At 63.5% G+C, this 25,866-nt stretch carries 25 protein-coding genes; 12 read left to right on the top strand and 13 right to left on the bottom strand.

Translation table 11 applies throughout. From position 1 onward, the window contains the following. Nucleotides 1–37: 37 nt before the first annotated feature. Nucleotides 38–1,153 (bottom strand): porin, encoded by a 1,116-nt coding sequence (locus U5760_RS26230; protein WP_322015238.1) that lies wholly within the window; start codon nt 1,151–1,153, stop codon nt 38–40. A 144-nt stretch (nt 1,154–1,297) separates the two neighbouring features. Beyond that, a complete protein-coding gene (locus U5760_RS26225) occupies nt 1,298–2,503 on the bottom strand; it encodes an aminotransferase class V-fold PLP-dependent enzyme (RefSeq protein ID WP_322015237.1) in 1,206 nt (401 codons plus the stop codon). A gap of 125 nt (nt 2,504–2,628) precedes the next feature. Between U5760_RS26225 and U5760_RS26220 the strand changes: the two genes are divergently transcribed. Further along, entirely contained in the window at nt 2,629–3,537 is a 909-nt protein-coding gene (locus U5760_RS26220) for an IclR family transcriptional regulator (protein ID WP_322015236.1), read from the top strand. A 53-nt stretch (nt 3,538–3,590) separates the two neighbouring features. Next, the gene (locus U5760_RS26215; protein ID WP_322015235.1) at nt 3,591–4,067 is read left to right on the top strand and encodes a RidA family protein; all 477 of its coding nucleotides are present in this window, start codon (nt 3,591–3,593) and stop codon (nt 4,065–4,067) included. A 33-nt stretch (nt 4,068–4,100) separates the two neighbouring features. On the opposite strand, the gene U5760_RS26210 is transcribed toward U5760_RS26215, so the two are convergent. Further along, entirely contained in the window at nt 4,101–5,048 is a 948-nt protein-coding gene (locus tag U5760_RS26210) for a LysR family transcriptional regulator (RefSeq protein ID WP_322015234.1), read from the bottom strand. Between the two features lie 122 nt (nt 5,049–5,170). Here U5760_RS26210 and U5760_RS26205 point away from each other — a divergent pair, with 122 nt between their 5' ends. From U5760_RS26205 to U5760_RS26190, 4 genes are all read left to right on the top strand, one after another. Beyond that, nucleotides 5,171–6,358 carry a M20 aminoacylase family protein gene (locus U5760_RS26205; protein WP_322015233.1) on the top strand — a complete coding sequence of 396 codons (1,188 nt, stop codon included), beginning with the start codon at nt 5,171–5,173 and terminating at the stop codon, nt 6,356–6,358. Between the two features lie 98 nt (nt 6,359–6,456). Continuing rightward, nucleotides 6,457–7,686 carry a porin gene (locus U5760_RS26200; protein WP_322015232.1) on the top strand — a complete coding sequence of 410 codons (1,230 nt, stop codon included), beginning with the start codon at nt 6,457–6,459 and terminating at the stop codon, nt 7,684–7,686. Nucleotides 7,687–7,708: 22 nt separating this feature from the next. After that, nucleotides 7,709–8,107 carry a BON domain-containing protein gene (locus U5760_RS26195; RefSeq protein ID WP_322015231.1) on the top strand — a complete coding sequence of 133 codons (399 nt, stop codon included), beginning with the start codon at nt 7,709–7,711 and terminating at the stop codon, nt 8,105–8,107. Then, complete coding sequence (locus U5760_RS26190; RefSeq protein ID WP_322015230.1) at nt 8,107–9,405, top strand: MFS transporter; 1,299 nt, start codon at nt 8,107–8,109, stop codon at nt 9,403–9,405. The genes U5760_RS26195 and U5760_RS26190 overlap by 1 nt, the downstream gene beginning before the upstream one ends. An 8-nt stretch (nt 9,406–9,413) precedes the next feature. Here the strand turns inward: U5760_RS26190 and U5760_RS26185 are convergent, their stop codons facing one another. The 6 genes from U5760_RS26185 to catA all read right to left on the bottom strand — a co-directional run bounded on the left by U5760_RS26185 (nt 9,414) and on the right by catA (nt 14,936). Beyond that, nucleotides 9,414–10,121: a trimeric intracellular cation channel family protein gene (locus tag U5760_RS26185; RefSeq protein WP_322015274.1), complete on the bottom strand. Its 708-nt coding sequence runs from the start codon at nt 10,119–10,121 to the stop codon at nt 9,414–9,416. Nucleotides 10,122–10,271: 150 nt separating this feature from the next. Further along, the gene (benD, locus tag U5760_RS26180) at nt 10,272–11,042 is read right to left on the bottom strand and encodes a benzoate diol dehydrogenase BenD (protein WP_322015229.1); all 771 of its coding nucleotides are present in this window, start codon (nt 11,040–11,042) and stop codon (nt 10,272–10,274) included. Between the two features lie 2 nt (nt 11,043–11,044). Continuing rightward, on the bottom strand, nt 11,045–12,067 hold the full coding sequence (gene benC, locus U5760_RS26175) for a benzoate 1,2-dioxygenase electron transfer component BenC (RefSeq protein WP_322015228.1): 1,023 nt from the start codon (nt 12,065–12,067) through the stop codon (nt 11,045–11,047). A gap of 39 nt (nt 12,068–12,106) precedes the next feature. Next, a complete protein-coding gene (benB, locus tag U5760_RS26170; protein ID WP_322015227.1) occupies nt 12,107–12,595 on the bottom strand; it encodes a benzoate 1,2-dioxygenase small subunit in 489 nt (162 codons plus the stop codon). Further along, nucleotides 12,592–13,950, bottom strand: coding sequence for a Rieske 2Fe-2S domain-containing protein (locus tag U5760_RS26165; RefSeq protein ID WP_322015226.1), 1,359 nt, complete (start codon nt 13,948–13,950; stop codon nt 12,592–12,594). The genes benB and U5760_RS26165 overlap by 4 nt, the downstream gene beginning before the upstream one ends. A gap of 65 nt (nt 13,951–14,015) precedes the next feature. Next, nucleotides 14,016–14,936 (bottom strand): catechol 1,2-dioxygenase, encoded by a 921-nt coding sequence (gene catA, locus U5760_RS26160; RefSeq protein WP_322015225.1) that lies wholly within the window; start codon nt 14,934–14,936, stop codon nt 14,016–14,018. Nucleotides 14,937–15,173: 237 nt separating this feature from the next. Here catA and U5760_RS26155 point away from each other — a divergent pair, with 237 nt between their 5' ends. The 5 genes from U5760_RS26155 (at nt 15,174) to U5760_RS26135 (ending at nt 19,787) form a co-directional block, all read left to right on the top strand. Then, nucleotides 15,174–16,091 (top strand): LysR family transcriptional regulator, encoded by a 918-nt coding sequence (locus tag U5760_RS26155; protein WP_322015273.1) that lies wholly within the window; start codon nt 15,174–15,176, stop codon nt 16,089–16,091. Between the two features lie 120 nt (nt 16,092–16,211). Then, nucleotides 16,212–17,357, top strand: a complete 1,146-nt coding sequence (locus U5760_RS26150; RefSeq protein ID WP_322015224.1) for a muconate/chloromuconate family cycloisomerase — start codon at nt 16,212–16,214, stop codon at nt 17,355–17,357. A gap of 33 nt (nt 17,358–17,390) precedes the next feature. After that, entirely contained in the window at nt 17,391–17,669 is a 279-nt protein-coding gene (gene catC / locus U5760_RS26145) for a muconolactone Delta-isomerase (RefSeq protein WP_322015223.1), read from the top strand. Nucleotides 17,670–17,872: 203 nt separating this feature from the next. Further along, entirely contained in the window at nt 17,873–18,982 is a 1,110-nt protein-coding gene (locus U5760_RS26140) for a branched-chain amino acid aminotransferase (RefSeq protein ID WP_322015222.1), read from the top strand. A gap of 556 nt (nt 18,983–19,538) precedes the next feature. Beyond that, a complete protein-coding gene (locus U5760_RS26135) occupies nt 19,539–19,787 on the top strand; it encodes a hypothetical protein (RefSeq protein WP_322015221.1) in 249 nt (82 codons plus the stop codon). 212 nt (nt 19,788–19,999) lie between these two features. Here U5760_RS26135 and U5760_RS26130 read toward each other — a convergent pair whose 3' ends face one another. The 4 genes from U5760_RS26130 to U5760_RS26120 all read right to left on the bottom strand — a co-directional run bounded on the left by U5760_RS26130 (nt 20,000) and on the right by U5760_RS26120 (nt 24,065). Beyond that, the gene (locus tag U5760_RS26130) at nt 20,000–21,490 is read right to left on the bottom strand and encodes a hypothetical protein (RefSeq protein ID WP_322015220.1); all 1,491 of its coding nucleotides are present in this window, start codon (nt 21,488–21,490) and stop codon (nt 20,000–20,002) included. Nucleotides 21,491–21,761: 271 nt separating this feature from the next. Beyond that, on the bottom strand, nt 21,762–22,316 hold the full coding sequence (locus tag U5760_RS31715) for a GNAT family N-acetyltransferase (RefSeq protein ID WP_415914184.1): 555 nt from the start codon (nt 22,314–22,316) through the stop codon (nt 21,762–21,764). A gap of 144 nt (nt 22,317–22,460) precedes the next feature. Next, nucleotides 22,461–23,798, bottom strand: coding sequence for a type II toxin-antitoxin system HipA family toxin (locus U5760_RS26125; protein WP_322015219.1), 1,338 nt, complete (start codon nt 23,796–23,798; stop codon nt 22,461–22,463). A gap of 3 nt (nt 23,799–23,801) precedes the next feature. Beyond that, nucleotides 23,802–24,065 carry a helix-turn-helix transcriptional regulator gene (locus U5760_RS26120; RefSeq protein ID WP_322015218.1) on the bottom strand — a complete coding sequence of 88 codons (264 nt, stop codon included), beginning with the start codon at nt 24,063–24,065 and terminating at the stop codon, nt 23,802–23,804. Nucleotides 24,066–24,562: 497 nt separating this feature from the next. Between U5760_RS26120 and U5760_RS26115 the strand changes: the two genes are divergently transcribed. Further along, complete coding sequence (locus U5760_RS26115; protein WP_322015217.1) at nt 24,563–25,723, top strand: porin; 1,161 nt, start codon at nt 24,563–24,565, stop codon at nt 25,721–25,723. The last annotated feature ends 143 nt before the right edge of the window (nt 25,724–25,866 follow it).

Genomic DNA, 25,866 nt, shown 5'->3' with positions numbered 1-25,866 from the left:
ACCGCGCGCGGCTCACACCGCGCACGCTGGCGTTCGATCAGAACTTGTGGCGAATGCCTGCCACGGCGGCGATCTGGTTGCCGCTGCTCGACGCCTTGCCGACGCCTTCGATCCAGGCGTTCATGCCGTTGGCACGCTGGTAGATGCCGTTCAGGTAGAGGTCGGTCGATTTCGAAAGGAAGTACTCGCCGCCGAGCGCGATCTGGTTGTAGTGCGCATCGGGCGCGCTCGCCGCGCTGCTGCTCTGGCTCGTGTAGATGTAGCCGAGCGAGAACAGCGTGGCCGGCGTGAACTGGTAGCGCAGGCTCGCCTCGTAGTTCGCGAAGCGCAGCGTGCCGCCCGAGAGAATCTGGAATTGCGAGTTCGTGTACAGCAAGGCGAGCGTGGCCTGGCCCAGTGTGTAGGCACCGCCCGCGCCCCACACCTGATTGCGCTTCACGTTGCTGATGATCGAAGAACCGGTGCCGTAGTAGTTATCGGAAGGCGCGGCCCCGGCGGTATTCGAGGCCGGGTTGTTCGTGAGCGAGTACGCGGCGTCGAGGCGCAGCGGTCCCGACACATAATCGGCGCCCACGCTCCACGCGCGATTATTGGCGAACTCGCCCGGCGTGTTCGAGAACGCGTACATCGCGTTGGCCGTGAGGCCGGCGATGGTCGGCGTGGTGTACTTCACCGCGTTGTCGGTGCGATACGTGTTGTTCAGGTCGTCGTTGTCGTACACCGCGTTCGCGTACTGGCTCAGCGCGCCCACGCCGTTGATCTGCAGGTTCGAGAGATAGTCCTGCACGCTGTTGTACTGGCGCCCGAGCGTGAGCGTGCCGAAGCGGTCGTTGCCGATACCTACCCATGCGCTGCGGCCGAACATGCGGCCGCCCTGCCCCGATGCACCGGTCTCGGCGCTGAAGCCGTTCTCGAGCCGGAACGTCGCCTTCGTGCCGCCGCCCAGGTCTTCGGTACCGAGCAGGCCCCAGCGCGAGCCCTGCACGTTGCCCTGCGTCGCCTGCCAGGCGCTGTGGCCGGCCTGATTGCTGGTGTAGGTCACGCCCGCATCGACGATGCCGTACAGCGTGACGCTGCTCTGCGCCCACGCACTGCTCGCGCCGAGGCCGGCGATACCTACGGCAAACGCCGTGCGAACGAATTGTTTTTGCATGATGGTTTCCTCAAGCCGTAGAAGGTCCTCGCGATGAAGGCTGCATCGCGATATAGGTAGTAGTGCTAATTTGAAAAGACGTGCGTGAAGAGCACGGCCCGATACCGGGCCGCCACCCTTCCCGCCTTACTGCCCGGTTACCACTCAGTCAGGCCAGCGCAGGCGCGCGGCTTGACGTCTTGCATCACGCTGATGGAACGGCGTGACGATCGGCTCGCTCGCGCGCTGCGCGTGGCCGATTTCCTCGACGAACCGATCGGCAACGATCTGCTCTTCGCCCGGATGCAGATTGCACGGGTCGAGAAAGAAGTAGTTGAGCTCGGCTTCGTGGTCGCGCGCGATCACAGGCCGCGCATCGCCGCGCGGCCGCGCCAGCGCATCGACGAGATCCCAGGCGCTGATGTGCGCGAGCTTCGGATCGACCGAAACGCGCAGGCGCTCGAGCGGATTGCCGGTGGGATCGGCATCGAGCGTGGCGGTGAGACCCGGCAGGCCGTTGAGCGTGTCGCGCCACAGCTGGAGATAACCGCGCTCGCGTTCGCGCACGGCCGCGTGATCGCGGGTGCGCCAGGCCTCGAGCGCGGCGATCGCGCCGGCGATCCCCTCCTTACCCACCTTCATGCCGCGGCCGATGCCGCCGTTCTGGAAATAAGCGGCCCGCACGAGCGCCTTGCGCCCCGCGACAATGCCCGCCGTAAGCCCGCCCAGGAATTTGTGCGCCGAATACAGCACGATATCGGCGCCCGCTGCAATGAAATGCCGCAGGTCGTACTCGGAAGCGGCGTCGACGATCACGGGCACACCCTTGCCGTGCGCGACGGCAATGAATTCTTCCAGGTGGATCAGGCCGTAACCGACGGTATGATGCGAGACGACGAAAAGCGCTGCCGTGGTGCGTTCGTTGATGGCCGAAGCGAGCTGGTAGCCGTGCGCCTCGGTGGCGGCGCCGACCGGCACGACGCGCGCACCCGCGAGGCGGATGGCCTGGTCGATCGGCGCGCCGTAGTTGACGAGGTGCCCGGTCTGCACGACGACTTCGTTCGCGAGGCCCGCGGTGTCGGGCAGACGCTCGATGAGGCCGGGGTCGTCGCCGGTCATGGTGGCGGCAATGGAGAGCGTGATGGCGGCCGAACAGGAGGCGGTCACGTAGCCGCTTTCGCTCCCGCAGGCGGCGGCGATGGCGGCCGAGGCCCTGCGCTGAAGATCGTCGATCTCGACGAACTGCGGCAGAACACCGGCGACGGTCTCGATCACCTGCGGGCCGACGATCGAGGCCCCGAGGCTCGTCATCGTCCCGGACACGTTGATCACCGGGCGCAAGCTGAAACGCGAGCGGATATCCAGTGCCATCACCATCGCCTCCAAGTTTTATTCCGTAATTACGAAATATATGCTTTAATTACGGATCAGTCTAACATACAACGAACGCGGGTCAACTGGTCAAAATTGGCTCGCTCCTGCATCAGAGGAACCCGATGACACGCTCGTCCCCGTCGCCGCGAGCCGGCCGCCCCGCGGCCGCGGCTCATCAGAAGACTGAACAGCCGTCCGCCCCCGAGACCGGGGAAGACGGCAGCGTGGCGAGCGCCCAGGCGCCGGCAAACGCGCCGCGCAGCCGCACGAACGCCCTCGAGCGCGTGGTGCAGATACTCGACGCGCTGCAGGAAGCCGAACGCCCCGCCACGGCGTACGAAATCGCCCGCACGGTCGGCGCGCCGCTCTCCACGGTCTATACGATCATCAACGACCTCGTGGAGCGGAACCTGCTGTCGCGCGCGGCGGACGGCACGCTGTGGCTCGGCTCGCGCCTCTACGGCTACGGCCTGAGCTACGCGCGCGCGCTCGACTACATGACGGTGGCGACCGAGGAAATGCAGCGGCTCTCGGCCGAGGCCGAAGAAACCGTGCAGATCTGCGGGCTCGTGGAAGGGATGATGGTCGTGTTGCAGATGGCCGAGGGGCCGGGCCACTTCCGCGTGACCTCGCGCGTGGGCAGCCGCGTGCCGCCGAACTGGACCGCTTCGGGACGCCTGCTCGTCGGCCATCTGCCCGACGACGAGCGTCTTGCCTTCTTTAACCGCTACGCCCGGCCTTCGCCCACGGGACGCGCCGAAACGCGCACCGAGGTGCTCGCGAAAACCGCGCGCGACGCACTCGATGCGCGGCTCTCGATCCAGATCGGCGAGTCCGACGCGTCGGTGGCCTGCCTCGCGGCCCCCGTGATCGACAACGCGGGCGTGTGCGTCTTCACGATTTCGATCGTCATGCCCGAGATCAAGGCCGCCAAGGGCGCCGAGCCCTATGCCCAGGCCGTGCGCGACGCCGCGCTACGCATCGAAACGCGTCTTGGCTGGCAATACCGCCGCCACGAACCGGCCGCCTGAACCGCGGCCGCCCCCTCTTCATTCATTTTTAAATCGCATTCCTGAACTTCTTCATGGCATCCGATCCGACGACCTGCTACGACCGTCTGCTTCACCACGGCCTCGCGCTGCCTCAGGTGCCCACACCGATCGGCAACTTCGTGCACTGCGTGCGTGAAGGCGATCTGCTGTTTCTCTCCGGACAAGGTCCCGTCAACGCCTGCGGCGAGCTCATGACCGGCAAGGTGGGCGCAACCGTCAGCGCCGAAGAAGCCTATGGCCACGCAAAACTCGTGGGCCTCAACCTGCTTTCGGTGCTGCATCAGGAACTGGGCGATCTGGGGCGCGTGCGGCGCATCGTCAAGCTGCTCGGCATGGTGAACGCCACGCCCGATTTCGCGGAACATCCCCGCGTGATCAACGGCTGCTCCGATCTTTTCGTCGATATTCTCGGCGACGCCGGGCGTCACTCGCGTTCGGCCGTGGGCGTAGGGTCGCTGCCGGGCAACATCACAGTGGAGATCGAAGCGGTCGTGGCCGTCCAGGACTGAAGCGCGCAACGCCGCAACGCCGCGATTGCGGCTTCAGTTACGCGGATTCAAGCGCCGGTTGATGCCCTGGCGGCTCGCCACTTGCCCCATGCGCCGGCGGGCCACTTCGAGAATGCAGTCCACGAAATATTCGGCGGGACGCGTGAGTTGCGCCTCGGGCGGCGAGTATAGATAGAGGTGCAGCGGCGGCGGCCGCTCCGGCAAATTGAGCTCGACGAAGGAGCTGCCCAGCTGCGTTTCTTCGAGCGAATGGCGGGTCCACGCGAACACTGCGTCGGTGCTCAGTGTCAACGCGTAGAAAAGCGCATACGAGGTGCACCGCGTCACGCGCCGCGGCGGCTCCAGTTGGGCGCGTTCGTACATCGCGCGGATGTAGAGCGGATAGTTGTCCGTAACATCTGTGTGAATCCACTCGGCTTCCTGCAACGCTTCCAGACTGACCGCTTCGGCAAACGTGCCGGCGGCCCGCGTCACGAACACCGATTCGAACGAGAACAGTGCCTGCACCGCCCCGGCACCATCGTCGGGGCGGACCGGAAAGGCCGCGAACGCGAGGTCCAGCGTGCGATTGCGCAACTGCTCGCCGAGCTGGTGAAAGCCTAACTCGCGAAATTCGATCGAGACGAGCGGCCAGCGCCGCCGGAACTCGGTGAAGGCTTCGGTCATCCCGGAAGTGCCCGCAATGGGCGTCACGCCCACCACAAGCTTGCCGTCGCGCTGCCCTTTCAGATGCGCGAGATCTTCCTCCGCCCGCTCCATCTCGCGCACCACGGTATGCGCCCGTTGCAAAAGCGCCGCGCCTTCGGCCGTGGGCACCACACCCCACGGGTTGCGCTCCAGCAGCCGCACGCCGAACTCGTCCTCCAGCTCGCGTATGGCCTTGGTGACTGCCGGCTGGGTGACGTGCAGCCGGCGGGCGGCGCCGTTGAGGCTGCCCGTGGCCGCAATTTCGACGAGCGCGCGCAACTGGTGAATTTTCATGATGCGGATGATATTACCACTGGTTATCGGCATTCGAATTTTTGCTTTTTTATTTCGACCGATCGTCCTTACGCTGGACCTCCAGAAGCCGTCACCCCCCACGGCCATGGAGAAACCCGCACATGACGCAGCACTACGCCCCGTTGCTCGCCGCCCTTCGCGAGTCGGAACATCGGTTCATCTCGATCCGCCACGACATCCACGCGCATCCGGAGCTCGGCTTCGGCGAAGCGCGCACCGCGCAGATCGTTGCCGAACAGCTCGCCCAATGGGGTTATGACGTCACGACCGGCATCGGCGGCACCGGCGTCGTCGGGCAACTGAAGCGCGGCGGTTCGTCCCGCGCGATCGGTCTGCGCGCCGACATGGATGCGCTACCCATTCAGGAAGCCACGGGCCTGCCCTACGCCAGCACCGTCGCCCAGACCATGCACGCGTGCGGCCACGACGGCCACACCGCCACGCTTCTCGCCGCCGCGCATCACCTCGCCACACAGGGGCAGTTCGACGGCACGCTCAACGTGATCTTCCAGCCGGCCGAGGAAGGTCTGGGCGGCGCGGCGCGCATGATCGCCGAGGGGCTGTTCGAGCGCTTCCCCTGTGACCGCGTGTACGCGCTGCACAACGCGCCGGGACTGCCGGTGGGCCACTTCGCGGTGCGCCACGGCTGCATGCTGGCCTCCTCGGACACGGCGACCATCACGATCACGGGCCGCGGCGGTCACGGTGCGATGCCGCATCTTGCGTGCGACCCCGTCGTCGCCGCATCGAGCATCGTGATGGCGCTGCAAACGATCGTCTCGCGCAACATCGAAGCCACGCGCGCGGCTGTCGTGACGGTCGGCTCGATCCATGCGGGCACGGCCGGCAACGTGATTCCCGCGAGCGCCACACTCCAGCTCTCCGTGCGGGCGCTCGACAGCGAGACGCGCAACACCCTCGAAGCGCGCATTCGCAGCATTGCGGAGCTGCAGGCGCAAACCTACGGCGCCACGGCCACGGTGGACTACCGCGCGATCTCGCGCCCGCTCGTGAACGAGCGCGAATCGACCGAGCTCGCCATCGAAGCGATCGAAGCCGTGGCCGGCAAGGCCGCGCTTTCGATGATGCCCGAAGCGGTAATGGGCAGCGAAGACTTCTCGTGGATGACCGAGAAGCTCCCCGGTTGCTACGTACTGCTAGGCAATGGCGTGGGTCAGGTGGGAGGTTGCGCCGTCCACAATCCGGCCTACGACTTCAACGACGAGGCGCTCGCCTGGGGCGCCGCATGGTTCGTCACCCTCGCGGAGCGCTATCTGACGCGCGACTGACAGGGTGTGTTCCGGCGGCGGCGCGCACTCACTTCTCGCCCCTCGTGCGCGGCGCCGCCCATTTCCCGCAGTGTCTGACCAACCTAAAGAGTCCATAAATGTCAGCCAGCAGCATCCTGCCGTCTCCATCCGCCCAATCCGGATTGCCGCGCATGCGGCTTGCCCGCACCGCACGGGGTCTTGCGTGTGCGACCGCGCTCGCCGCCGCCAGCCAGGGCGCGCGGGCCGATTCGCCCGCGCTCTTCCTGACCGATTACTTCCAGGGCGTGCCCTACGCCACGAGCGCGGCGTACACGCCGGGCGTCACGCTCTATGGCGCCGTCGATCAGTCGGTGGGCTTCACCAAGGGCGCGCAAACCGCCTTCGTGCAGCAGAGCGGCGGCGAATGGACCTCGAAGATCGGTCTGTACGGCGTGGAAGATCTGGGCGGCGGCTACCGCGTGCGCTTCGCCCTCGAAAACGGCTTCAACGCCGCGAACGGCCAGCTCGGCACGGCGAACACGATGTTCAATCGCGAGGCGTGGATCGGCATCGGCTCAGCGAAGACGGGAGAACTCAAGCTCGGCCTGCAGGACGATGTGGGCGTGCCGCTCTTCATCGACGTGTTCGGCCAGGTCGGCACGGTTTCGAGCGTCGCGTATCTCACCGCGTGGACATACGACCTCGGCCCCGGCGCGAGTTACGAAGCCGCCCGCCTCCAGAACGCGATCAGCTATTCGTCGCCGTGGTTCGGGCCGTTCAATGCGCAGCTGGCGCTCTCGCTGCACGACGCGGGCTCGAACGCCCCCACCATCACCACGCGCGCCATCGCCTTCAACTATTACGACGGCCACCTGTTCGGCACGCTGAGTTATCTGGGCAATTACGGCCTGAACGCGCTCACCACCTCGCAGTACGTGCGCACCGACAACTTCGCCGCGGGCCTGCTCTACGACGGCGGCCACTACGTGCTCTCGGCCGGCTACAGCTTCCTCGCGCCGCGGCTCGACGGTGACCGCGTGGCCTCGCTCTATACGCTCGGCGCGCTGTATCGCTACCAGAAGCGCAACGACTTCCGCGTCGAACTCGCGTATCGCACGGTGGGCGGCTGGGCCGACCACTCGTATGGCGTCACGCTCGGCTACGACTACAACCTCTCGCAACGCACGGCGTTCTACGTGCGCGGCGCGCTGATCCGCAACACGGGTTCGGCGCCGACCTACGGGCGCTATCCCTCGCAGCAGCCCACGGTCGACAACATCACGACGAACTACACCGGCGCGAACGGCCAGACGGAGTTCTATCAGGCGCCGCACCTGGTGCTCGTCGGCATGTATCACAAGTTCTGATATTCGAGAGAGGAGATTCGACATGACCTTACGACCTGCCCATCGCCCCGCGCGCCATCTGGCCTGGCTGACGGCACTGCTGCTCGCCGCCTCGGGCCTCGCCGCGCACGCCCAGGGCGGCAGCGAAGCGAGCGCCGCAACAGGCCAGGCGGCCTCGCCGGCGCTCGCCGCTTCCGCGCCCACGGACCGCCAGCTCGCGGCCTCGGTGCGCCACGCGCTGCGCGCCGCGCGCAAGCAGGGGCTCAAGTCCACCTACATCCGCGTGCGCGCCCGCAACGGCGCCGTCACGCTCACGGGTGTCGTGGCAAGCCAGGACCAGATTGCGATCGCCACCTCGGTCGCGCAAGGCGTGAGCGGCGTGCACTCGGTCGCGAGCCGCATCGAAGTCCGTGACGGCGAAGGCCTCAAAGGCAGCCAGTAATGACCGCCGCCTTCGACCTTGCCGCCGCGACGCGCGGCACGCCCCGCCGCCGCACGATGGTCCTTGCCGCCGCGCTCGGCAACGGGCTCGAGTTCTTCGACTTCACGGTCTATAGCTTTTTCGCCTCGATCATCGGCAAGCTGTTTTTCCCTGCCGGGGACGAGCTCGCCTCGTTGATGATGTCGCTCGCCACCTTCGGCGTGGGTTTCGTCATGCGGCCGCTCGGAGGCGTGGCGATCGGCGCGTATGCGGACCGCGCGGGCCGCAAGCCCGCGCTGCTGCTCACCGTTACGCTGATGGCGCTCGGCACCGGGTTGATCGGCCTAGCGCCCTCGTATGCGCAGATCGGCATGGCGGCGCCCGCGCTCATCGTGCTCGGGCGGCTTTTGCAGGGCTTTTCGGCGGGAGGCGAAGTGGGCACGGCCACGACGCTCCTGATGGAGGCAGGCGCCGTGGGGCGGCGCGGCATGCTGGTGAGCTGGCAGATGGCGAGCCAGGGCGGCGCGGCGCTGGCGGGCGCGCTGATCGCCGTCCTGCTCTCGAAGTCGCTCACGCACGAGCAACTACTCGCCTGGGGCTGGCGCGTGCCGTTCCTGATCGGGCTCGCCATCGGGCCATTCGGATTCTATTTGCGCAAGCGTCTCGACGAATCGCTGCCTGCCGCACCGGCCACTGCCGCCGCCGGCGCCCCGCATGCACGGCGCACGCGCCTGCCGCTCCGGCAGATCGCCGCGGGCACGCTGCTCGTGATCGGCGGCACCGCCACGATGTACACCATCGTGTTTTTCCTGCCCGCGTTTCTCTCGCTCACGCTCGGCATGTCCACGGCCACCGCTTCGCTGAGCGGCTGCGCGGCAGGCATCGTTCTGTTGATCGGCTCGCCGTTCGCCGGCAAACTCGCCGACCGCATCCCGCGCCGCAAGCCGCTGATCGGCGTAGCGTCGTGCGTCTCGCTCGCCCTGGTGTTTCCGGCCTTTCGCGCCATCGCGGCGTGGCCGGCCGTCGGGACGGTCGTGCTCGTCGTGATCGTGCTGATCGGCTTCATGACGCTCACGAGCCCGGCCGCCTTCCTCATGATCCTCGAAGCGCTGCGCCCGGAAGTGCGGGCGACGTCGCTCGGCATCATCTACGCGCTCGGCGTAGCACTCTTCGGCGGCTTCGCGCAACTCGTGGTGGGTGCCCTGTGGCGGGCAACCGGCAGCTTCTACGCGCCGGCGTGGTATGTGTTCGGCTGCGGGCTCGTGGGTCTCGTGGGACTCGCGCTCTTCAAGGAAGGCGAGGTGGCATCGGCGCCTTGAGTGTGCGCTCAACGCTCGTTGGCGTCGGCCTGGCCTTCCGCCTCGCGCGGGTCGCGCGGCGAGTCCGGCGCCCCATGCTGCTGCGTCCTTCGCACGTGATCCCGCGTATGGAATGAAGGCAGCCGCCAGCCGTAATACAGCGACGAAAGTCGCAGCAGCACGCAAGCGAGGGTGCCGACCCAGGGCGTCCAGAACGAGGACCAGCCGAGATACGTGAGCCCCATCTGCAAGCCCGCGCCCAGCAGCGCCGCCGAGGCATAAATCTCGCGCTCCAGGATGGCGGGCACGCGCGAAAGCAGGATGTCGCGCAACACGCCGCCGCCCACGGCACTCACCATGCCGAGCACGACGGCCGTTTCCGCGCTGTTCGTCCAGATCCAGGCCTTCTGCGCGCCGGCCACGGCAAAGAGCCCGAGGCCGATCGCATCGAAGAACAACACGGGATGGCGCAGGCGCCGCACTTGCGGATAGGCCGAGATGGTCAGCAGCGCGGCGAACAGCGATACGGCCAGATAGGCCCAGTTCGAGAGCCCCGCAGGCGGAATGGCGCCGATGCAGACGTCGCGCAGGATGCCGCCGCCGCACGCCACCATGAAGGTCACGACGATGATGCCGAAGAGGTCGAGCCGCCGCTGCCGCGCGGCCACCGCGCCCGAGATCGCGAAGGCGAACGTGCCGATCAGGTCGAGCACCGTGTAGGCCGTGTGAGCGTTCATATGCGCACTGACGTGCGTGCCCAGATCGACGTTCATATGCCCTTGCGCGCGACCGCGCTCCCGTTGCAGAGCCGGCGGGGGCCGGCGACGCAACGGAGTATATCCAGGCAGGCGGAAATTTCAACGGCCGGCGGCGCGCTGCATCGCTGATCAGCCGTTGTCGCCGCCCGCAACCGGCAATACGGCGCCGGTGATATAGCTGGCCTCGTCCGAGGCGAGAAAAAGGATGGGCGCCACCTGCTCTTCGAGCGTGCCGTAGCGCTTGAAGAAGGTCGATTCCGTGACCTGCTGCACGGCTTCGTTCATCCAGGCCTTTTCCTGTTCGCTATCGCCCGCGGCATTGCGCGGGACGCGCCGCGGCGGCGCGCTGGTGCCGCCCGGCGCGCTGGCCACCACGCGAATGTTGTGCTCCGCGTATTCCATCGCCAGCGACTGGGTCAAGGCATTGACGCCGCCCTTGGCCGCCGAATACGGCACGCGACGAATACCACGCGTGGCATTCGACGATACGTTGACGATCGTGCCGCCCCCGCGCCGGAGCAGATACGGCAACACGGCGTGACACGTATAGAGCGTGGGCATCAGCGAGCGGCGAATCTCCGCGTCGATCTGCGCCGGCTCGAATTCGGCGAAAGGGCGCATGCGGATGGCCCCGCCCACGCCGTTAATCAGGACGTCGATGCCGCCGAACGTCCGGGCCGCGAACGCCATGGCCGCCTGTGCGCCTTCGTAGGTCTCCAGGTCGGCGACGAATCCCGCCGTGGCCGCGCCCTGCGCTTCGGCGGCCACCCCGGCCACGAAGTCCGCCCGATCGACGAAGAGCACCTGGCCGCCCTCCGCGGCCGCCCGCAGCGCCACGCCACGGCCGATGCCCTGCGCGGCGCCCGTGACCACAATGACCTTGCCCGAGAATCGTTGCATGGTCAGGCCGCCTTCGCAATAACGTTCGGCGTGAACTTCTCGTAATGGAAGCTGTTCGGCTGCATGCCTTCGTCGTCGAAATACTTCCGTACTGCGTCGACCATCGGCGGCGGACCGCACAGGTAGACGTCGACGTCGCCGTCGTTCAGGGCGTCGGCGGGAATGTGCTGCGTCACCCAGCCCTTGCGCGGATGATTCGACTCCGCTTGCGCCACGACCGTAGCAAAGCTGAAGTTCGGCAGCTTCGCCGTGTAGGCCTCGATTGCCTCCACCTGCACGAGGTCGAGGTCCCGCGTCACGCCGTAGATCAGATGCACCTTCTGCTGCGACGCCGTGCGCGCCAGCACCTCGAGCATCGAAAGGAACGGCGCGAGCCCCGTGCCGCCGGCCAGGAACAGCAGCGGGCGCTGCGCGTCGCGCAGATAGAAGCTGCCAAGCGGACCATGGAGGTCCAGCTTGTCGCCCGGCCGTGCCGCTTCCAGCCAGTGGCTCATCACGCCGCCAGGAATCCTCTTGATCAGAAAGCGGATCTTCGCCTCGCCGGGCGCCGACGAGAATGAATACGAACGGTGCTGGCCACTGCCGGGCACGTCGATATTCACATACTGGCCAGGCAGGAAAACCGGTGCCGTTGCGTCCACATCGAGTTCGAGCACTACGGCCGCGTCGTTGTGCGGTTCGACTTTCGCGACGGTGGCGACGAACCGGCTTTGCTCCGTCTTGCACGCAGTGGACGACGTGGGCACCGCGATCACGCAGTCGCTCTGCGGCACCATCTGGCAGGTCAGCACGAGACCACCCGCTTTTTCGTCGTCGGTCAGCGCGTCTTCGATGTAATCGTCGCCCAGATCGTAGCTTCCGCTTTCGGCGCGGCACTTGCAGGTGCCGCACACGCCATCGGAACAATCCATGGGTAGGTTGATCCTGGCCCGAAACGCAGCGTCGAGAACCTTCTCCCCCGCTTTACAGTCGATGAAACGGGTGACGCCGTCCTCGAAATTCAATGCGATTTTGAAACTGGACATGGAAATCTCCCCCCTGCCTTTAATACGGAATGCAAAACATCAAACGTGGTAGACGTCGAGAACCTGGCGGATATAGTCGTTCTTCAGAACGATCTTCTTGTATGAGATCAGTAGGTCTTCGCCCACCCGGCGCAGTGTCACGAACATCGTGCCGAAGAAGTGGTCGGTCACGCGATAACGGTGATTGAGCGTGTGGAAGTTGTAGCGCACGTCCACTTCGTCGCCGCGCTCCGCCAGCACTTCCACATTCGTGACGTTGTGGCTGGTGCGCGGCTCGGGCGTCGAAGCGCCACTGCGCTCGGTCTTGATGCGGAACACACGATCCTCCAGACCGCCCCGGTCCGGGTAGTACATCAGCGAGATCTGGCTGTCGTGGTCGTGGGTGAGCTGGTCGTCGTCGTCCCATGACGGCATCCAGTAGGTGACGTCTGCTGCATAGCAGTCGAGCCAGGCGTCCCACTGGCGGTCGTCGAGCAGCCGTGCCTCGCGATAAAGCGCGGCGCAGACACGCGTATAGTCGAAGCTCATGCCTGCGCCTCCCCACTTTCCTTCTTCAGCGCGTCGCGCATCACGCGCACCCAGTATTCGTGCTGGCACACGAACAGCCCTTCGTCTTCGCTGCGCTCGCCCGAAATGAGCGGCTTGAGTCCCATCTTCTTCGCGTTCTCGTCCGGGCCTTCGATCCACAGGGGCGCGCCGCGCGAAAGGTCGTTCCACATTGCCGTGATCCCGGCGTAACCCGACTGGCAGGCGCGGAACTCTTCGAGATCATCCGCTGTGCCCATGCCGGTGACGTTGAAGAAGTCCTCGTATTGACGGATGCGCGTAGTGCGATCCGCGGCGCTTTCGCCCTTCGGCGCGAAGCAGAAAATGGAGACTTCGGTCTTGTCCACGCTGATCGGCCGCACCACGCGAATCTGCGTGCTGAACTGGTCCATCAGGAACACGTTCGGATAGAGGCACAGGTTGCGTGTCTGGTTGACGATGAAACCCGCCTTTGTCTCGCCCACCCGCGCCGTGATTTCGTCGCGATGCGGGTACACCGGCCGCACTTCGGGATTCATCGTGTTGGTCCACAGCAGAATGTGGCCGTGTTCGAAGCCATAGACGCCCGCCACGGACTTGCTCCAGCTGTTCGCGTCCACCGCCTGGGTGCCGTCTTCCTTGCGCCGCCCCATCGTCGCGGCGTAGTTCCAGTGCACGGTGCTGACGTGATAGCCGTCGCAGCCGTTCTCCATCTGCATCTTCCAGTTGCCTTCGTACACGTAGGACGAGTTGCCGCGCACCACCTCCAGCCCCTGGGGCGCCTGATCGACGATCTGGTCGACGATCACCCGCGCTTCGCCCAGGTAGTCTTCGAGCGGCATGACATCGGCATTGAGACTCCCGAACAGGAAACCGCGATAGTTCTGGAATCGCGCGACTTTCTTCAAATCATGCGATCCGTGACTGTTGAATTGCACCGGATATTCGGTGGTCTTCTCGTCCTTGACCTTCAGCAGCTTGCCGGTATTGGAGAAGGTCCAGCCGTGGAAGGGACACGTAAAGCTGCCCTTGTTGCCATGCTTGCGCCGGCACAGCATCGCGCCCTTGTGCGCGCAGGCGTTGATGACGGCATGGAGTTCGCCGGTCTTGTCGCGCGTGATGACCACGGGCTGGCGGCCAATCCACGTGGTGTAGTAATCGTTGTTCTCGCTCAGCTGGCTCTCGTGCGCCAGGTACACCCAGTTGCGCTCGAAAATGTGCTTCATTTCGAGGTCGAACAAACTGGCGTTCGTGAAGATGTCGCGACGGCAACGGTACACACCCGCTTGCTTGTCGTCCTGCACGGCCGTGGCCAGCAGGTGTTCCAGTGGGTCGGCTTGGTCGATGATGGCAGACATGTTTTCTCTCCCCAGGCGCGAACCGGGTCCAGCCCGGAGTTCGCGCACCGGTGTCGAATGATTCGTCAGGCTGCGGCGCGCACGCGCTCGACTTCGGCGGCCGGCGCGGTGTCTCGCTCGGCGTTCAGGCGGAAATCGAAATCGATCGAGGCGAACGGTTTGTCCACGCCGTGCTGCTTCACGCGTTCAGCCGAGGCAATATGTTCGATGGGCGGCACGAGCCCTTCGCGGCTGGCGAAGGCGAAGTCGTCCCAGAGGTAGGCATCGCCGTCGATGTTGATCTGCGTGGTCAGCTTGCGATGGCCCGGCGCCGAAACGAAGAAGTGGATATGCGCGGGACGCTGACCGTGGCGGCCGAGCTTGTCGAGCAGGCGTTGCGTCGTGCCTTCGGGCGGGCAGCCGTAGCCCACCGGCACGATGCTGCGAAATTGATAGCGGCCGTCCTGGTCGGTGACGATCGTGCGGCGCAGATTGAAATGCGACTGCGTCTTGTCGAAGAACGAATAGTTGCCCAGCGTGTTTGCATGCCAGACCTCGACCTGCGCGCCGGGCAGCGGCTTGCCGTTGCCGTCGTACACCGTGCCCTGCATGAAGAGCAGTTCGCCCTTGCCGTCTTCGCTGCCGTCGTCGAGGCGCGCATAACCGACGCTCGCCGGCGCGCCCGCCACATAAAGCGGGCCTTCGATCGTGCGCGGCGTGCCGCCCGTCAAGCCCGCTTTCGCTTCGGCCTCGTCCATGCGGATGTCGAGGAAGCGTTCGAGCCCGAGGCCCGCGGCCAGCAGGCCGAGTTCGTGGGTGGCGCCCGCTTCGGAGAGGTACTCGATGCCCTTCCACACTTCGGTGGGAGTGAGATCGAGGTCTTCGATGGCCTTGAAAAGATCGGCGGCAAGACGCACGACCACCTGCTGAACGCGGGGATCGATTTCGCCTTTGGCGGTATCGACGACGAACCCTTTCACGAGGGTTTCGATTTCTGCGTGCTTCATTGTCTGCTCCTATGCTCTGATCACTGAACCTCGCGCGCAATGTGGGATAAGCGCGCTGTCTCCCAGTACCGCCGCCGCCGCGGGAATGACTCCTTGCCTGCTTCGGGCTGGGGCGTCTTTTTCATGCCCCGAAGGTATAATGAGATGCGGCTGAGGGGGTGGCTGAAGCATAGTTGGCGGCGAATCGGCGCGTCCAACACTGATTTAGTATCGGGACGATATCTCCAGGGTATGAACATCGAACTTCGACATCTGCGCTACTTCGTGGCCGTGGCCGAAGAACGCAACTTCACGCGCGCCGCCCAGCGGCTGCATATCGCCCAGCCGCCGCTCTCCCGCCAGATCCAGCAGCTCGAAGAGGCACTGGGCGTGCAGCTGTTCGAGCGCAACTCGCGACCGCTCAAGCTCACCGATACCGGCCGTTTCTTTTATTCGCACGCGGTGCAATTGCTCGCACAGACCGCCGAGCTGGAGTCGATGACGCGGCGCGTCGGCAAGATCGAGCGCAGCCTTTCGGTGGGTTTCGTCGGCTCGACGCTTTACGGCTTGCTGCCGAAGATCATTCGCCGCTTTCGTCAGGAGAACGGCGCCGTCGAATTGAGCCTGCACGAGATGTCGACGATGGACCAGATCCAGGCGCTCAAGGAGGGGCGTATCGACGTGGGCTTCGGGCGCATCCGGCTGGAAGACCCGAGCATCAGGCGCGTGGTGCTGCGCGAGGAACGCATGATCGTGGCGCTGCCGATCGGCCATCCGCTCATCGACGCGAAGCCCGTGCTTTCGCTCACCGATCTCGTCAGCGAAACCCTCATCATCTTTCCGAAGGCGCCGCGCCCGAGCTACGCGGACCAGGTGCTGGCGGCCTTCCACGACCGCTCGCTCAAGCCGGAGCACGTCTACGAAACGCGCGAGCTGCAGATTGCGCTCGGGCTCGTCGCGGCGGGCGAAGGCATTTCGATCGTGCCGAGCAGCGTGCACGGCCTGCGGCGCAGCGACGTCCTCTACAAGGACCTGGACGACCCGCGGCTCGTCTCGCCGATCATCATGAGCATGCGGATGCTCGACGAATCGGAAGACCTCACGCGCATGCTCGAACTGATCTACCGGCTGTACACCGAAGAGCAGATGGAGTTCATTGCGCCGGCCGCGCCGTGAGGGTGGCGCCGGCGCATCGACAATACTTTCCGGGTATCAAACCAGACATTATCGGTCTTGGACAACGCCAGCCGGGCCCGCGCATACTGCGTTCACCTCATCCGACAGTATCTCCTGGGTATGAACGCAACCGTAAGCTCCATTGAGGCGATCCTCGTCGATCTGCCGACCATTCGCCCCCACCAGCTCGCGATGGCGACCATGCAGCAGCAAACGCTCGTGATCGTCAAACTCCTGTCCAGCGACGGCGTGGTGGGGATCGGCGAAGCGACGACCATCGGCGGCCTCGCCTATGGCGACGAGAGTCCCGAAGGCATCAAGCTCACCATCGACACCTATCTGGCCCCCGCCCTCGTGGGCGCTGACGCAACCAACGTTCACGCCGCCATGGTGAAACTGAACAAGGTGGCGCGCGGCAACCGCTTTGCGAAGTGCGCGCTGGAAATGGCGCTGCTCGATGCGCAGGGCAAGCGGCTGAACGTGCCGCTCGCCACGCTGCTGGGCGGCGCGGTGCGCAGCACGCTGCCCACGCTATGGACGCTCGCGAGCGGCGACACGCGGCGCGACATCGACGAAGCCGAGCGCCTGCTGGCCGAGCGCCGCCACGACACGTTCAAGCTCAAGATCGGCCGGCGCAGCGTGCGCGACGACGTGGCCCACGTCGCGGCGATCAAACGCGCGCTGGGCGAGCGCGCCCGCGTGACCGTGGATGTGAACCAGGCCTGGAACGAGGCCGAGGCGGCCACCGGCATCGCCATGCTGGAAGACGCGGGGATCGACCTCGTCGAGCAGCCGGTGCCGCGCGAGCAACGCGCGGCGCTCGCACGCCTCGCGGCACGTTTCGTAGTCCCGATCATGGCCGACGAAACGCTGACGGGCCCCGAGGACGCCATCGATCTCGTGCGCGGAGCCTGTGCCGATGTGTTCGCACTGAAGATCATGAAGTCGGGCGGCCTGTACGGCACGCTGCGCACGGCCGCCGTGGGCGACGCGGCGGGCATGGCGCTGTACGGCGGCACGATGCTCGAAGGCAGTGTGGGCACGCTCGCGGCCGCACATGTTTTCGCCACGCTGCCGCAGCTCGCATGGGGCACCGAACTGTTCGGGCCGCTGCTGGTCAAGGACGACGTCGTCACGCAACGGCCGGTGTATCGCGACTTCTGCCTGCACCTGCCCACGGGCCCCGGCCTCGGGATCGCGCTCGACGAGGACAAGCTCGCGCACTATCGCCGCGACGCTTCGCGCAGCCACGTGGCGCTCTCCTGACTTTGCGCAACCTTTACCGGGACCCAACGACCCATGCTTTTTCTCGTCAGAATGGATGTGCATCTGCCCGCGGATCTGCCCGCAGCGCAGGCCGATGAAATCAAGGCCCGCGAAAAGGCCTATTCGCAGGCGTTGCAGCGCTCGGGCAAGTGGCAGGCGCTCTATCGGATCGTGGGCGAATACGCGAACTACAGCGTGTTCGACGTCGAATCGAACGACGAGCTGCATACGTTGCTCGCAGCGCTGCCGCTCTTTCCCTATATGAAGCTGCATGTCACGCCGCTCGCGAAGCATCCTTCCTCGATTCGCTGATCGCGCCCCGCGGCTGCCCAGGCACAACGCCGGCACAAAAAAGGCTGAAATGGGTCAAAAAAGGGCCTAATTAGCTCCCAAGGGCCCGTTTCGAGCCCCAATCGCCCTCCAGGCCGCGAGCCTGCCGGAAAATCTGCACCAAACCTCAAAAAAGACCGAAAATACGCAGGCAGCCGCAATCAACAACCGCGAGACACCGAAACATGAGCACTAGCAGTCGCCTGGCATTCTCCGTCGAACAGCACCCCAACCCCACGCCCGCGGCGCAGATCGCCGAGCGCCTCGAAAGCCCGGTCTTCGGCCGGGTCTTCACCGACCACATGGTCACGATCCGGTGGAGCGAAGGGCGCGGCTGGCACGACGCCAAGGTCGAGGCACGCCGTCCGTTCCAGATCGACCCGGCCTGCGCCGTCCTCCACTACGCCCAGGAAATCTTCGAAGGCATGAAGGCGTATCGCCGCGAAGACGGCTCGATCGCCCTGTTCCGCCCGCAGGAGAACGCGAAGCGTTTCCGCGCCTCAGCGGCGCGCATGTCGATGGCGGATCTGCCCGAAGAACTCTTCATGCAGGCCATCGAAGCGCTCGTCGATATCGATCAGGCCTGGGTCCCCGGCGGCGACGGCAGCCTCTACATCCGCCCGTTCATGTTCGCGAACGAGAGCTTCCTCGGCGTGCGCGCCTCGTCGGAGTATGTGTTCTGCGTGATCGCCTGCCCGGTGGGCCCGTATTTCAAGTCGGGCAAGTCGGCGGTGACGGTGTGGGTGTCGGACCAGTACACGCGCGCGGCGCCCGGCGGCACGGGCGCGGCCAAGTGCGGCGGCAACTACGCGGCCAGCCTGATCGCGCAAACCGAAGCCTCGAGCAAGGGCTGCGACCAGGTGGTCTTCCTCGACGCGGCCCAGCACCGCTGGATCGAGGAGCTGGGCGGCATGAACGTGTTCTTCGTGATGGACGACGGCTCGCTCGTCACGCCGCCGCTCTCGGGCACGATCCTGCCGGGCATCACGCGCGCCTCGATCATCGAGCTGGCCCGCAAGGAAGGCATCGAGGTCAAGGAAGCGCCCGTGGCATTCGATTCGTGGCGTGACGACGCCGCCAGCGGCCGCGTGAAGGAAAGCTTCGCGTGCGGCACGGCGGCCGTGGTCACGGCAATCGGCCAGGTGCGTCACGAGGGTGGCGAATTCACGATTGGTGACGGCGGCGAAGGCGAAGTCACGCGCCGCCTCCGCACGCTGCTTACCGGCATCCAGCGCGGCAAGGTGGTCGATCCGTCGAACTGGGTCTGGAAGCTGGAATCGAGCAAGAAGGCGTAAGCGTCGTTCGAGTTTTGTCTATGAGCGGGGTGCATTTGGGTGCGCCCCGTTTTTTTTAGGTTTGTCGTTGGGTTGTTGGGAAGGGGTCTGTTCGACCCGAAGCTGACGGTAGCGTTGTTAAAAAGCGGTCGCGCGATAGTGGTTATGGATTTTGTTTCTCCACTTCGGTTATAACGAATCGAACTGTGTGTTGATTAGGCCGAAGGATGTGTTCGTATTTCCCCAAGTCAGTACCTCTCGTTTTTTCATCAAAAAACCGAGGGGAGCATGGATTGCCAGCATCCAGTATCGATTGAGTGGACGCATCGAAGCTACAGCGATGATAGGTTGGTTTTTCGCTGTCGTCGTTCGAGCCCCACGTATTTTTGCAGTCGTCTCCAGTCTGACAGTCGACAGCGACGCGAACGGGAATCTTCGTTGTTTGAAGGGGATCTATACCAGAAGTTTTGGAGTCGAGGTAAACCACAATTTGCCTTAGTGCCCAACCGCAGTATCCGAGCTTAACGTCGTCTCGCCAAGCTTGCCAAGATCGCTGTCCATCGGATGTCGACGTTAGTTGGACACGCTTCGCAAAATGGTCGGGCATGAATCCAGCTTCCCCAACCATGTGTTTGCAGAACATCGAGTTGGTTGTCGTGTACCAATCCTCGACGAGAACCGCTTCGACGTCGTCTGGTATCTTGCCGATTACCTCTATCCCGTCATGGGGAGCGGGGTTGATATCTGGCGCGGCAAACGCGGCGCAACTATAGAGCACCGACAATACAAACAAAAATATAAATTTCACGCGCGCCCCCTTTTCTAAATCTGTGAACGATTGCGAGATTGTCGACGATTCAACCCATGACGTCGATTGACCGCTCATAGCCGCGTACGGCCTTATGCAATTCGCATCGACGCGGCTACGGATGGTTGAGAGCGACCGGCTCAACGCGACCCGGAGCGGTCTTTCGGATTTCCCGGAAGCGGACATCCTCCCTGCGGGTCACGCGCTCCGAAGAATCATCTTATGGCCCGTCACACGCTTCGCAGCTTCTGCAGAACAGCTAGTTCTGCCGTGTCGCGAACCCATCTTCGAGGGTCCAGAGGGGTGTCAAGAATCAGGTGAGCCGCAAGGATTTGGTCCTCGTTATCAGGATCAATCTCTCGTTCCGAAAAATAACCTTCGTGAGCGACGCAGTTTCGAATCGCATAAGCCGCGCGCACTACATCCCACACAGACAGAATGATTGTGTTTGGCGTGTAGCTCGGACTATGTTTGTCGCCTCCCAAAAGCAAATGTTGCTCCCGGCCATCTACTGTTCGCGTCATGGACTGCACGAGCGGATTACTGTTCATGATGAGTTGGTATACGCGAGCTTCTTTTGCGTTTGTGTCTTTCGGATTTCCCTTGCGATTCAGAATCAATTTACCGTCGGGATAAGTGATTGGGTTGCCAGATGAAATCTCGCGATCGGCCAGCAACTCCAGCACCGACCAAGACCGCAACAACGCAATTCCGGGATCTGCCTCAGACGTCGCCTCGGCATACGATCGCAGAAGCAGTCTCAGAAAGGGGGTGCGTTCCAGTTTCGGTGTGGCGACTTCAATCAAATTTGCTGCTGAAGCCGGATCGGCGTCAGGTAATAAGTTGCCTCGATAGATAGGGGATCCGAATGAGTTCGACCACTGCTGCCCACTATTTTGATCTAAAGCCATTGAATAGAATTCGCATGGTTTATGGCCGCGGTCTAGACCAAGCAATTCAAAAATAAGATCTGCATGTTGTCTACAATGATTGAGCGCATCTACGTGGTCTGTTGCAAGCACGCGTGAATACTCTATGAGAAATGTAGGAGTGGACCGCTCATACTGCGCTTCAACCGTATCCTTGAATTCGATGCCCCCCAAACCCAACTTATAGAGCGTTGTGTTGACGATTTCGTGCAGTCGAGCATGAGAGAACCCACGACCCAACGGGGTGACCGAAAAGCCTTCGAGTTGCTGTGGCGCATGTATCAAACACCCAACTCCGAATACCAGCACTCGATAGGGAACACCTGTTCCTTGACCAACACACGCTTGAGTGTGAATCTCCCTGGTCGTATACGCCCAGCGCTGCAATTGCAAGCCGCGAACTGATTCTGCAAGTTGATCCAAGCCTATTGCAGCCTCGCCAAGACTTCGAATCGCAAAGAAAATTGGCCCTATTGCGACAGATTGTGGTTGAATGATTTCACAGGCACTATCCCATCTCAGATTTACCGCGTCGATAACATAGATTCCCGGTCGCAGGTCCTGCGGTAAATTTTGAATTATTGATGCTATATTGCCTTGGACATGCGGCGTCGCCCCGAAGCTGAGCGCGAACTGATTGCGTGCTACGTCAACTCGATTCAGATTTACGGTCACGTTTGATAGCTGGGCGAGTTCGACATGCGGTAAATCGAACAAGATCCGAAAAGCGAACTCATCTCCGGGAAAATAGGATGATTGGTTCGTTTCTGCGCGCAAAGCGGGGATGTTCATGGATAGGAAAATTCACCGTAAGTTTTTTCTATTGCGGCCCGACAAGTTTTCTCCCTGCTGTAAGAGGAAGTTGGCAGGCAATCGAACAGGTGGCTAATTTTACTCGGAACAAGTTCGTCGCTCATGATCTAGAGCGTCGCGGCGGACGTTCTTGAGAGGCCATTTTGAAGTGCCTATGGTCTTGACGCTCCAGATTGTCGCTAATCTACGGGAGGCAGTCCAATGGCCGCTTCTGGCCGCACCCGGTCAGAGATTTCAGCGCTGTCGAACGCTAATCTCCGACAAGACGGGACGCGCTGGAGAAAATGTAGCAATCTCTCGCCAGCTTCCCGAACGCAGGGAGCACCAACCACTTCCGTAAAGTCCCCTCGCACTGAAACCCCAGTTTCTCCAAAACTCGCCGAGCGGCCGTGTTTTCAACGTCGCAGACAGTCCAGATTCTTTGAACGTTGGGCGAACGCCAAAGTGCGTCAAGAGCAGCCCGCCCGGCCTCAACTACGAGTCCGCGTCCCCAGAAACGCTCGCCAATTCCAAAGTGAATTTCGGTCTTATGGCCTTCCGGGATCACGACGAATAGGCCTATCGGCTTATCGTCGTGTCGTGTGCTAATGACCCAGGCAAATGGCGCATCGGCTTCATTCCAGGCCGCAATGCACCACTTTTCAAGCATCACTGTGGTACGCGCGACATTCTCATGGGCATGCCGTTGCAGGTAGCGTGAGCAATTCTGGGCTCCCGTGTAATTCTCGAACAGGACAGGGGCATCACCTTGTCGCGCGCGGCGGAGATGCAAGCGCGTTGTAAGTAGTTCAACTCGATCCTCCATCGTGGTCCCCTGCAAGCGGCGATTGCCAAAACCGGATTGTCGCCAATCCAGCACCGGCTGTCGAACATCGCATATTGGCCACCCACACTCCATCCACAAGTCCCCCCAGAAACCCGCGAAGCCCCCTTTTTATCGCCCCTTTTATCACCCCACTACCCCGAGCCGCTCGGCCGACATCCGCAGCCCTTCAAAAAGGCGCACGGCTATCCGCTCCGGGAAACCATCGGGCAGCGCCTTTCCCACCGCTTCAATCACGGCGGGCGTACGCTCCACAAAACGCGTCACGAGCGGCCCGGCGTCGTCGCCGTAATGGCACAGCCGCGCCGTGGCGTCGAAGTGGGCACGCTTCACGTCGCGCATGCGGTAGTGACGGCCCTTGCCCCATACCGCCATGGCGAGCGTCGCTTTGTGCCACGACCACTGGTTGCCGCCATCGCCCTCCACGGGCCAGATGGACATCACGTCGTAGAGCGGCGCAAGCTGGAAGCGACCGCCCGGCAAGAGGCGCAGGCTGAAGTTCTTCGCGTGACCATCGGGCGCGGCCAGCATCCAGAAGGCGATCTGCGCGCCGAGAAACGTTTCGATGTCCTGATCGGGGCGCTGCGATTGCCGCAGGATGCCCGCGATTTCACGCATGCCCGGACCGCCCTGCGACTCGTATTTGCGATGCGGCGGCACGCCCAGAGCCTGGCAGAAGTCTTCCTGAGGCAGACGCAACAGCGCGCCGCGCGTGGACCATGCCCGGTCGAAACGCTCGACGCTCAGCACTTTCTGCGTGCCGAACGTTTCGATGCGGGCTTCGGAAACCGGCAGCCCATAGGCTCGCAGCACGGCGAGGCAAAGCCACTCGTTTTCGACCGAGGTCTGGAAATCGACCCTGCGATGACCGATCAGACCGAGCGGCAGCTTGAGGATGTGCGTCGTCGGCGTGGCGCCGTGCGGCAGGTGCCACCGGCCATTGTGGTAAAGCAGCGCGGTTTTTTCCTGCGCGCCCGCCAGCGAAATACGCAGTTCGCCAGCCTCGTCGTCCCCGGCTTCGCCGCCCGGCAGCGTGCCGGCGGTTTCGAGCAGCAGGCGCTCGATTGCGCCCTCGGAGAGCGGCGTTCCGTCGATGGCTTCGACATTCGCCGGCGCTTCGTCCTCATCGAGCAGTTGCACGGCGCCAACGCAATCGCGCCCGATCGCCTTGAGCAGGTCGAACGCTTCCACGGTCTCGGTGCGAAAGCGCGCCGCGATGCGCCGGCGGATCTGCGGGCTGTCGGGCAGCAGATTGTCGAAGTAGTTGTGCACGCGCTCGCCGCGCAGCGGCCGCGCGCCGACGCCGAACGGCAGCGAGAGCGACAAGGGCCGCCCCACGGCCGACTGCTTCCAGCCGGCGTCGTAATGCAGCTCCATGTCGCCGCCGGCCGGCAGGACCCAGGTGCCTACCCGTTCGCCGTTGGCCCAGACGGAAAGCGCACGAGAATGCGATCGACGGCCCATGCGCTACCACTCCTGGGTTTCGTTGCCGGGGCCCTTTTCGACGCCCGTGCCGCGCGGCTGAACGCATAGCTCGAGGCCGTAGAGCGCGAAGAGCGCGAGCATCTGGTCGAACGAGAGGCTGGCGGTGCCGACGGTCTCCAGCGCGGAAAGCCGCGGCTGGCCAATGCCGATGCGTGCCGCCGCCTGGGCCTGGGTCATGCCCTGGGCCTTTCTAGCCGACTGCAGGATCTCGCCAAGCGCGGCCGGCGTATGGACGATGATTTTCATGAAATATTCCCGTGAAGCATAAACCCAGTTTATTCTCGTTAGTGATAATTTGTCAATATCACTCACAAGCATAAAATAGAAATATCGGCAACAGGAATATCCAGGGTGCCGCGTCACGGACGATGCCCCTCGTCACGGCCACGTTTTCGCGCTGCAATGCACAAACCCTGTCATTCGTCGAGTGTCGGCCGTGGAGTGTTTTTTTGGCACCACGCTCCGCCCAATTTCAACGCGATTTTTATTTTCTACACAATAAGATTGCCTCGTCGCAATTCGCCGCATTGAACACGATCTGTCCCATGAGGCTCGATCGCAATCCCCGTCGCCCAATAGCAGCGGGGGTCCGCGGGTATTGCGTCGTGCGCAATAATGATCCGGAATTAATTCCATTCTCGAATGCCGCTTAAATAGCTTTCGGATAAATTACATTTCCTTTATTGCCGGTGAATAGCGAAATAAATCAACAGATCACCGCCCATACCCGGAGTTAAAAAAGCATGAAAAAGAGTCTGATCGCCATCGCACTCGGTAGCGTTTTCGCGGTTTCCGCGCATGCACAAAGCAGCGTCACCCTCTACGGCCTCATCGATACGGGCCTCGTCTATACGAACAATCAGCAGGGTCACGCCAACTGGCAGCTGAACACCAGCTCCACGCAGAACACGGTCTTCGGCCTGAAGGGCACGGAAGATCTCGGCGGCGGCCTGAAGACAGTCTTCAAGCTGGAACAAGGTTTCCTGCTCAACAACGGCCAGGAAGCGTTCTCGGGCGACGGCTTCGGCTCGCAAGCCTGGGTCGGCCTGCAAAGCGATCCGTACGGCACGCTCACGTTCGGGCGCCAGTTCGACGTGATGAACGACCTCGTCGGCCCGCTCACGGCCGGCTCGAATACGTGGGGCGGCAACATGGCCGCGCACCCGTTTGAAAACGACAACCTCGCCGCCAATTCGGTCGTCGTCAACAACACCGTCAAGTACACGAGCCCGGTGTGGTACGGCGTGACGGTCGAAACGATGTACGCGTTCAGCAACAAGGCCGGCGACTTCGCGAACAACCGCTCGTACGGTTTCGCGCTCGGCTATTCGCAAGGCCCGATCAACCTCGCCGCCGGTTACCTGCAGTTCAACAACGCCGGCAGCGGCAGCGGCGCGATCACCACGGGCGACACGAGCGCGAACTTCGTCGCAGAGCGCCAGCGCATCTGGTCGCTCGGCGGCAACTACACGTATGGTCCGGCCACGGTCGGCCTCGTGTGGAGCCACACGCAGCTCGACAACCTGGGCGGCGTGTATTCGTTCGGCACCGGCACCTACCTGGGCGCGAACGATCCTTCGTCGGGTTCGCTCGACGGCTCGCTGCGCCTCGACAACTTCGAGATCAACGCCAAGTACGCGATCACCCAGGCATGGAGCGTTTCGGGTGCCTACACGTACACGCATGGCGCGTACAACGGTGCATCGCCGGGCTGGAACACGGCGATGCTGCAAACGGACTACGCGCTCAGCAAGCGCACCGACTTCTACGTCGAAGGCGTGTACGAGAACGTGCACGGCGCGCCGGCCGACTCGGTGCTCTCGCACGCGATGATCAACACGCTCGCGCCGTCCGCCACCAACACGCAGGTCGCCGTCACGGTGGGCATGCGCCACTCGTTCTAATAACAGGCGGCAACGCCTGGCTCCTGTGCGGCATCGCGCACGCCCGAACACCGGGCGCGGCGCGATGCTGTTTTCTCTTTCTGCCGACGTTTGTGCGCAAGCGGGCCGCCGTCGGTATATAGTCGCCATTCCGATACCCCTCG

Source organism: Paraburkholderia sp. J12 (assembly GCF_905220215.1).
In the GTDB taxonomy this organism is placed as follows: Bacteria; Pseudomonadota; Gammaproteobacteria; order Burkholderiales; family Burkholderiaceae; genus Paraburkholderia.
This window is presented reverse-complemented; position numbering and strand designations above follow the sequence as displayed.

What these genes read in the sequence shown, in the direction of transcription:
- U5760_RS26115 (WP_322015217.1), top strand. Translation starts at nt 24,563, where the DNA reads ATGAAAAAGAGTCTGATCGCCATCGCACTCGGTAGCGTTTTCGCGGTT.
- U5760_RS26220 (WP_322015236.1), top strand. Translation starts at nt 2,629, where the DNA reads ATGACACGCTCGTCCCCGTCGCCGCGAGCCGGCCGCCCCGCGGCCGCG.
- U5760_RS26205 (WP_322015233.1), top strand. Translation starts at nt 5,171, where the DNA reads ATGACGCAGCACTACGCCCCGTTGCTCGCCGCCCTTCGCGAGTCGGAA.
- U5760_RS26210 (WP_322015234.1), bottom strand. Translation starts at nt 5,048, where the DNA reads ATGAAAATTCACCAGTTGCGCGCGCTCGTCGAAATTGCGGCCACGGGC.
- catC (WP_322015223.1), top strand. Translation starts at nt 17,391, where the DNA reads ATGCTTTTTCTCGTCAGAATGGATGTGCATCTGCCCGCGGATCTGCCC.
- U5760_RS26140 (WP_322015222.1), top strand. Translation starts at nt 17,873, where the DNA reads ATGAGCACTAGCAGTCGCCTGGCATTCTCCGTCGAACAGCACCCCAAC.
- U5760_RS26230 (WP_322015238.1), bottom strand. Translation starts at nt 1,153, where the DNA reads ATGCAAAAACAATTCGTTCGCACGGCGTTTGCCGTAGGTATCGCCGGC.
- U5760_RS26165 (WP_322015226.1), bottom strand. Translation starts at nt 13,950, where the DNA reads ATGTCTGCCATCATCGACCAAGCCGACCCACTGGAACACCTGCTGGCC.
- benB (WP_322015227.1), bottom strand. Translation starts at nt 12,595, where the DNA reads ATGAGCTTCGACTATACGCGTGTCTGCGCCGCGCTTTATCGCGAGGCA.
- U5760_RS26125 (WP_322015219.1), bottom strand. Translation starts at nt 23,798, where the DNA reads ATGGGCCGTCGATCGCATTCTCGTGCGCTTTCCGTCTGGGCCAACGGC.
- U5760_RS26120 (WP_322015218.1), bottom strand. Translation starts at nt 24,065, where the DNA reads ATGAAAATCATCGTCCATACGCCGGCCGCGCTTGGCGAGATCCTGCAG.
- U5760_RS26190 (WP_322015230.1), top strand. Translation starts at nt 8,107, where the DNA reads ATGACCGCCGCCTTCGACCTTGCCGCCGCGACGCGCGGCACGCCCCGC.
- U5760_RS26215 (WP_322015235.1), top strand. Translation starts at nt 3,591, where the DNA reads ATGGCATCCGATCCGACGACCTGCTACGACCGTCTGCTTCACCACGGC.
- catA (WP_322015225.1), bottom strand. Translation starts at nt 14,936, where the DNA reads ATGAAGCACGCAGAAATCGAAACCCTCGTGAAAGGGTTCGTCGTCGAT.
- benC (WP_322015228.1), bottom strand. Translation starts at nt 12,067, where the DNA reads ATGTCCAGTTTCAAAATCGCATTGAATTTCGAGGACGGCGTCACCCGT.
- benD (WP_322015229.1), bottom strand. Translation starts at nt 11,042, where the DNA reads ATGCAACGATTCTCGGGCAAGGTCATTGTGGTCACGGGCGCCGCGCAG.
- U5760_RS26150 (WP_322015224.1), top strand. Translation starts at nt 16,212, where the DNA reads ATGAACGCAACCGTAAGCTCCATTGAGGCGATCCTCGTCGATCTGCCG.
- U5760_RS26200 (WP_322015232.1), top strand. Translation starts at nt 6,457, where the DNA reads ATGTCAGCCAGCAGCATCCTGCCGTCTCCATCCGCCCAATCCGGATTG.
- U5760_RS26195 (WP_322015231.1), top strand. Translation starts at nt 7,709, where the DNA reads ATGACCTTACGACCTGCCCATCGCCCCGCGCGCCATCTGGCCTGGCTG.
- U5760_RS31715 (WP_415914184.1), bottom strand. Translation starts at nt 22,316, where the DNA reads ATGGAGGATCGAGTTGAACTACTTACAACGCGCTTGCATCTCCGCCGC.
- U5760_RS26225 (WP_322015237.1), bottom strand. Translation starts at nt 2,503, where the DNA reads ATGGCACTGGATATCCGCTCGCGTTTCAGCTTGCGCCCGGTGATCAAC.
- U5760_RS26130 (WP_322015220.1), bottom strand. Translation starts at nt 21,490, where the DNA reads ATGAACATCCCCGCTTTGCGCGCAGAAACGAACCAATCATCCTATTTT.
- U5760_RS26185 (WP_322015274.1), bottom strand. Translation starts at nt 10,121, where the DNA reads ATGAACGCTCACACGGCCTACACGGTGCTCGACCTGATCGGCACGTTC.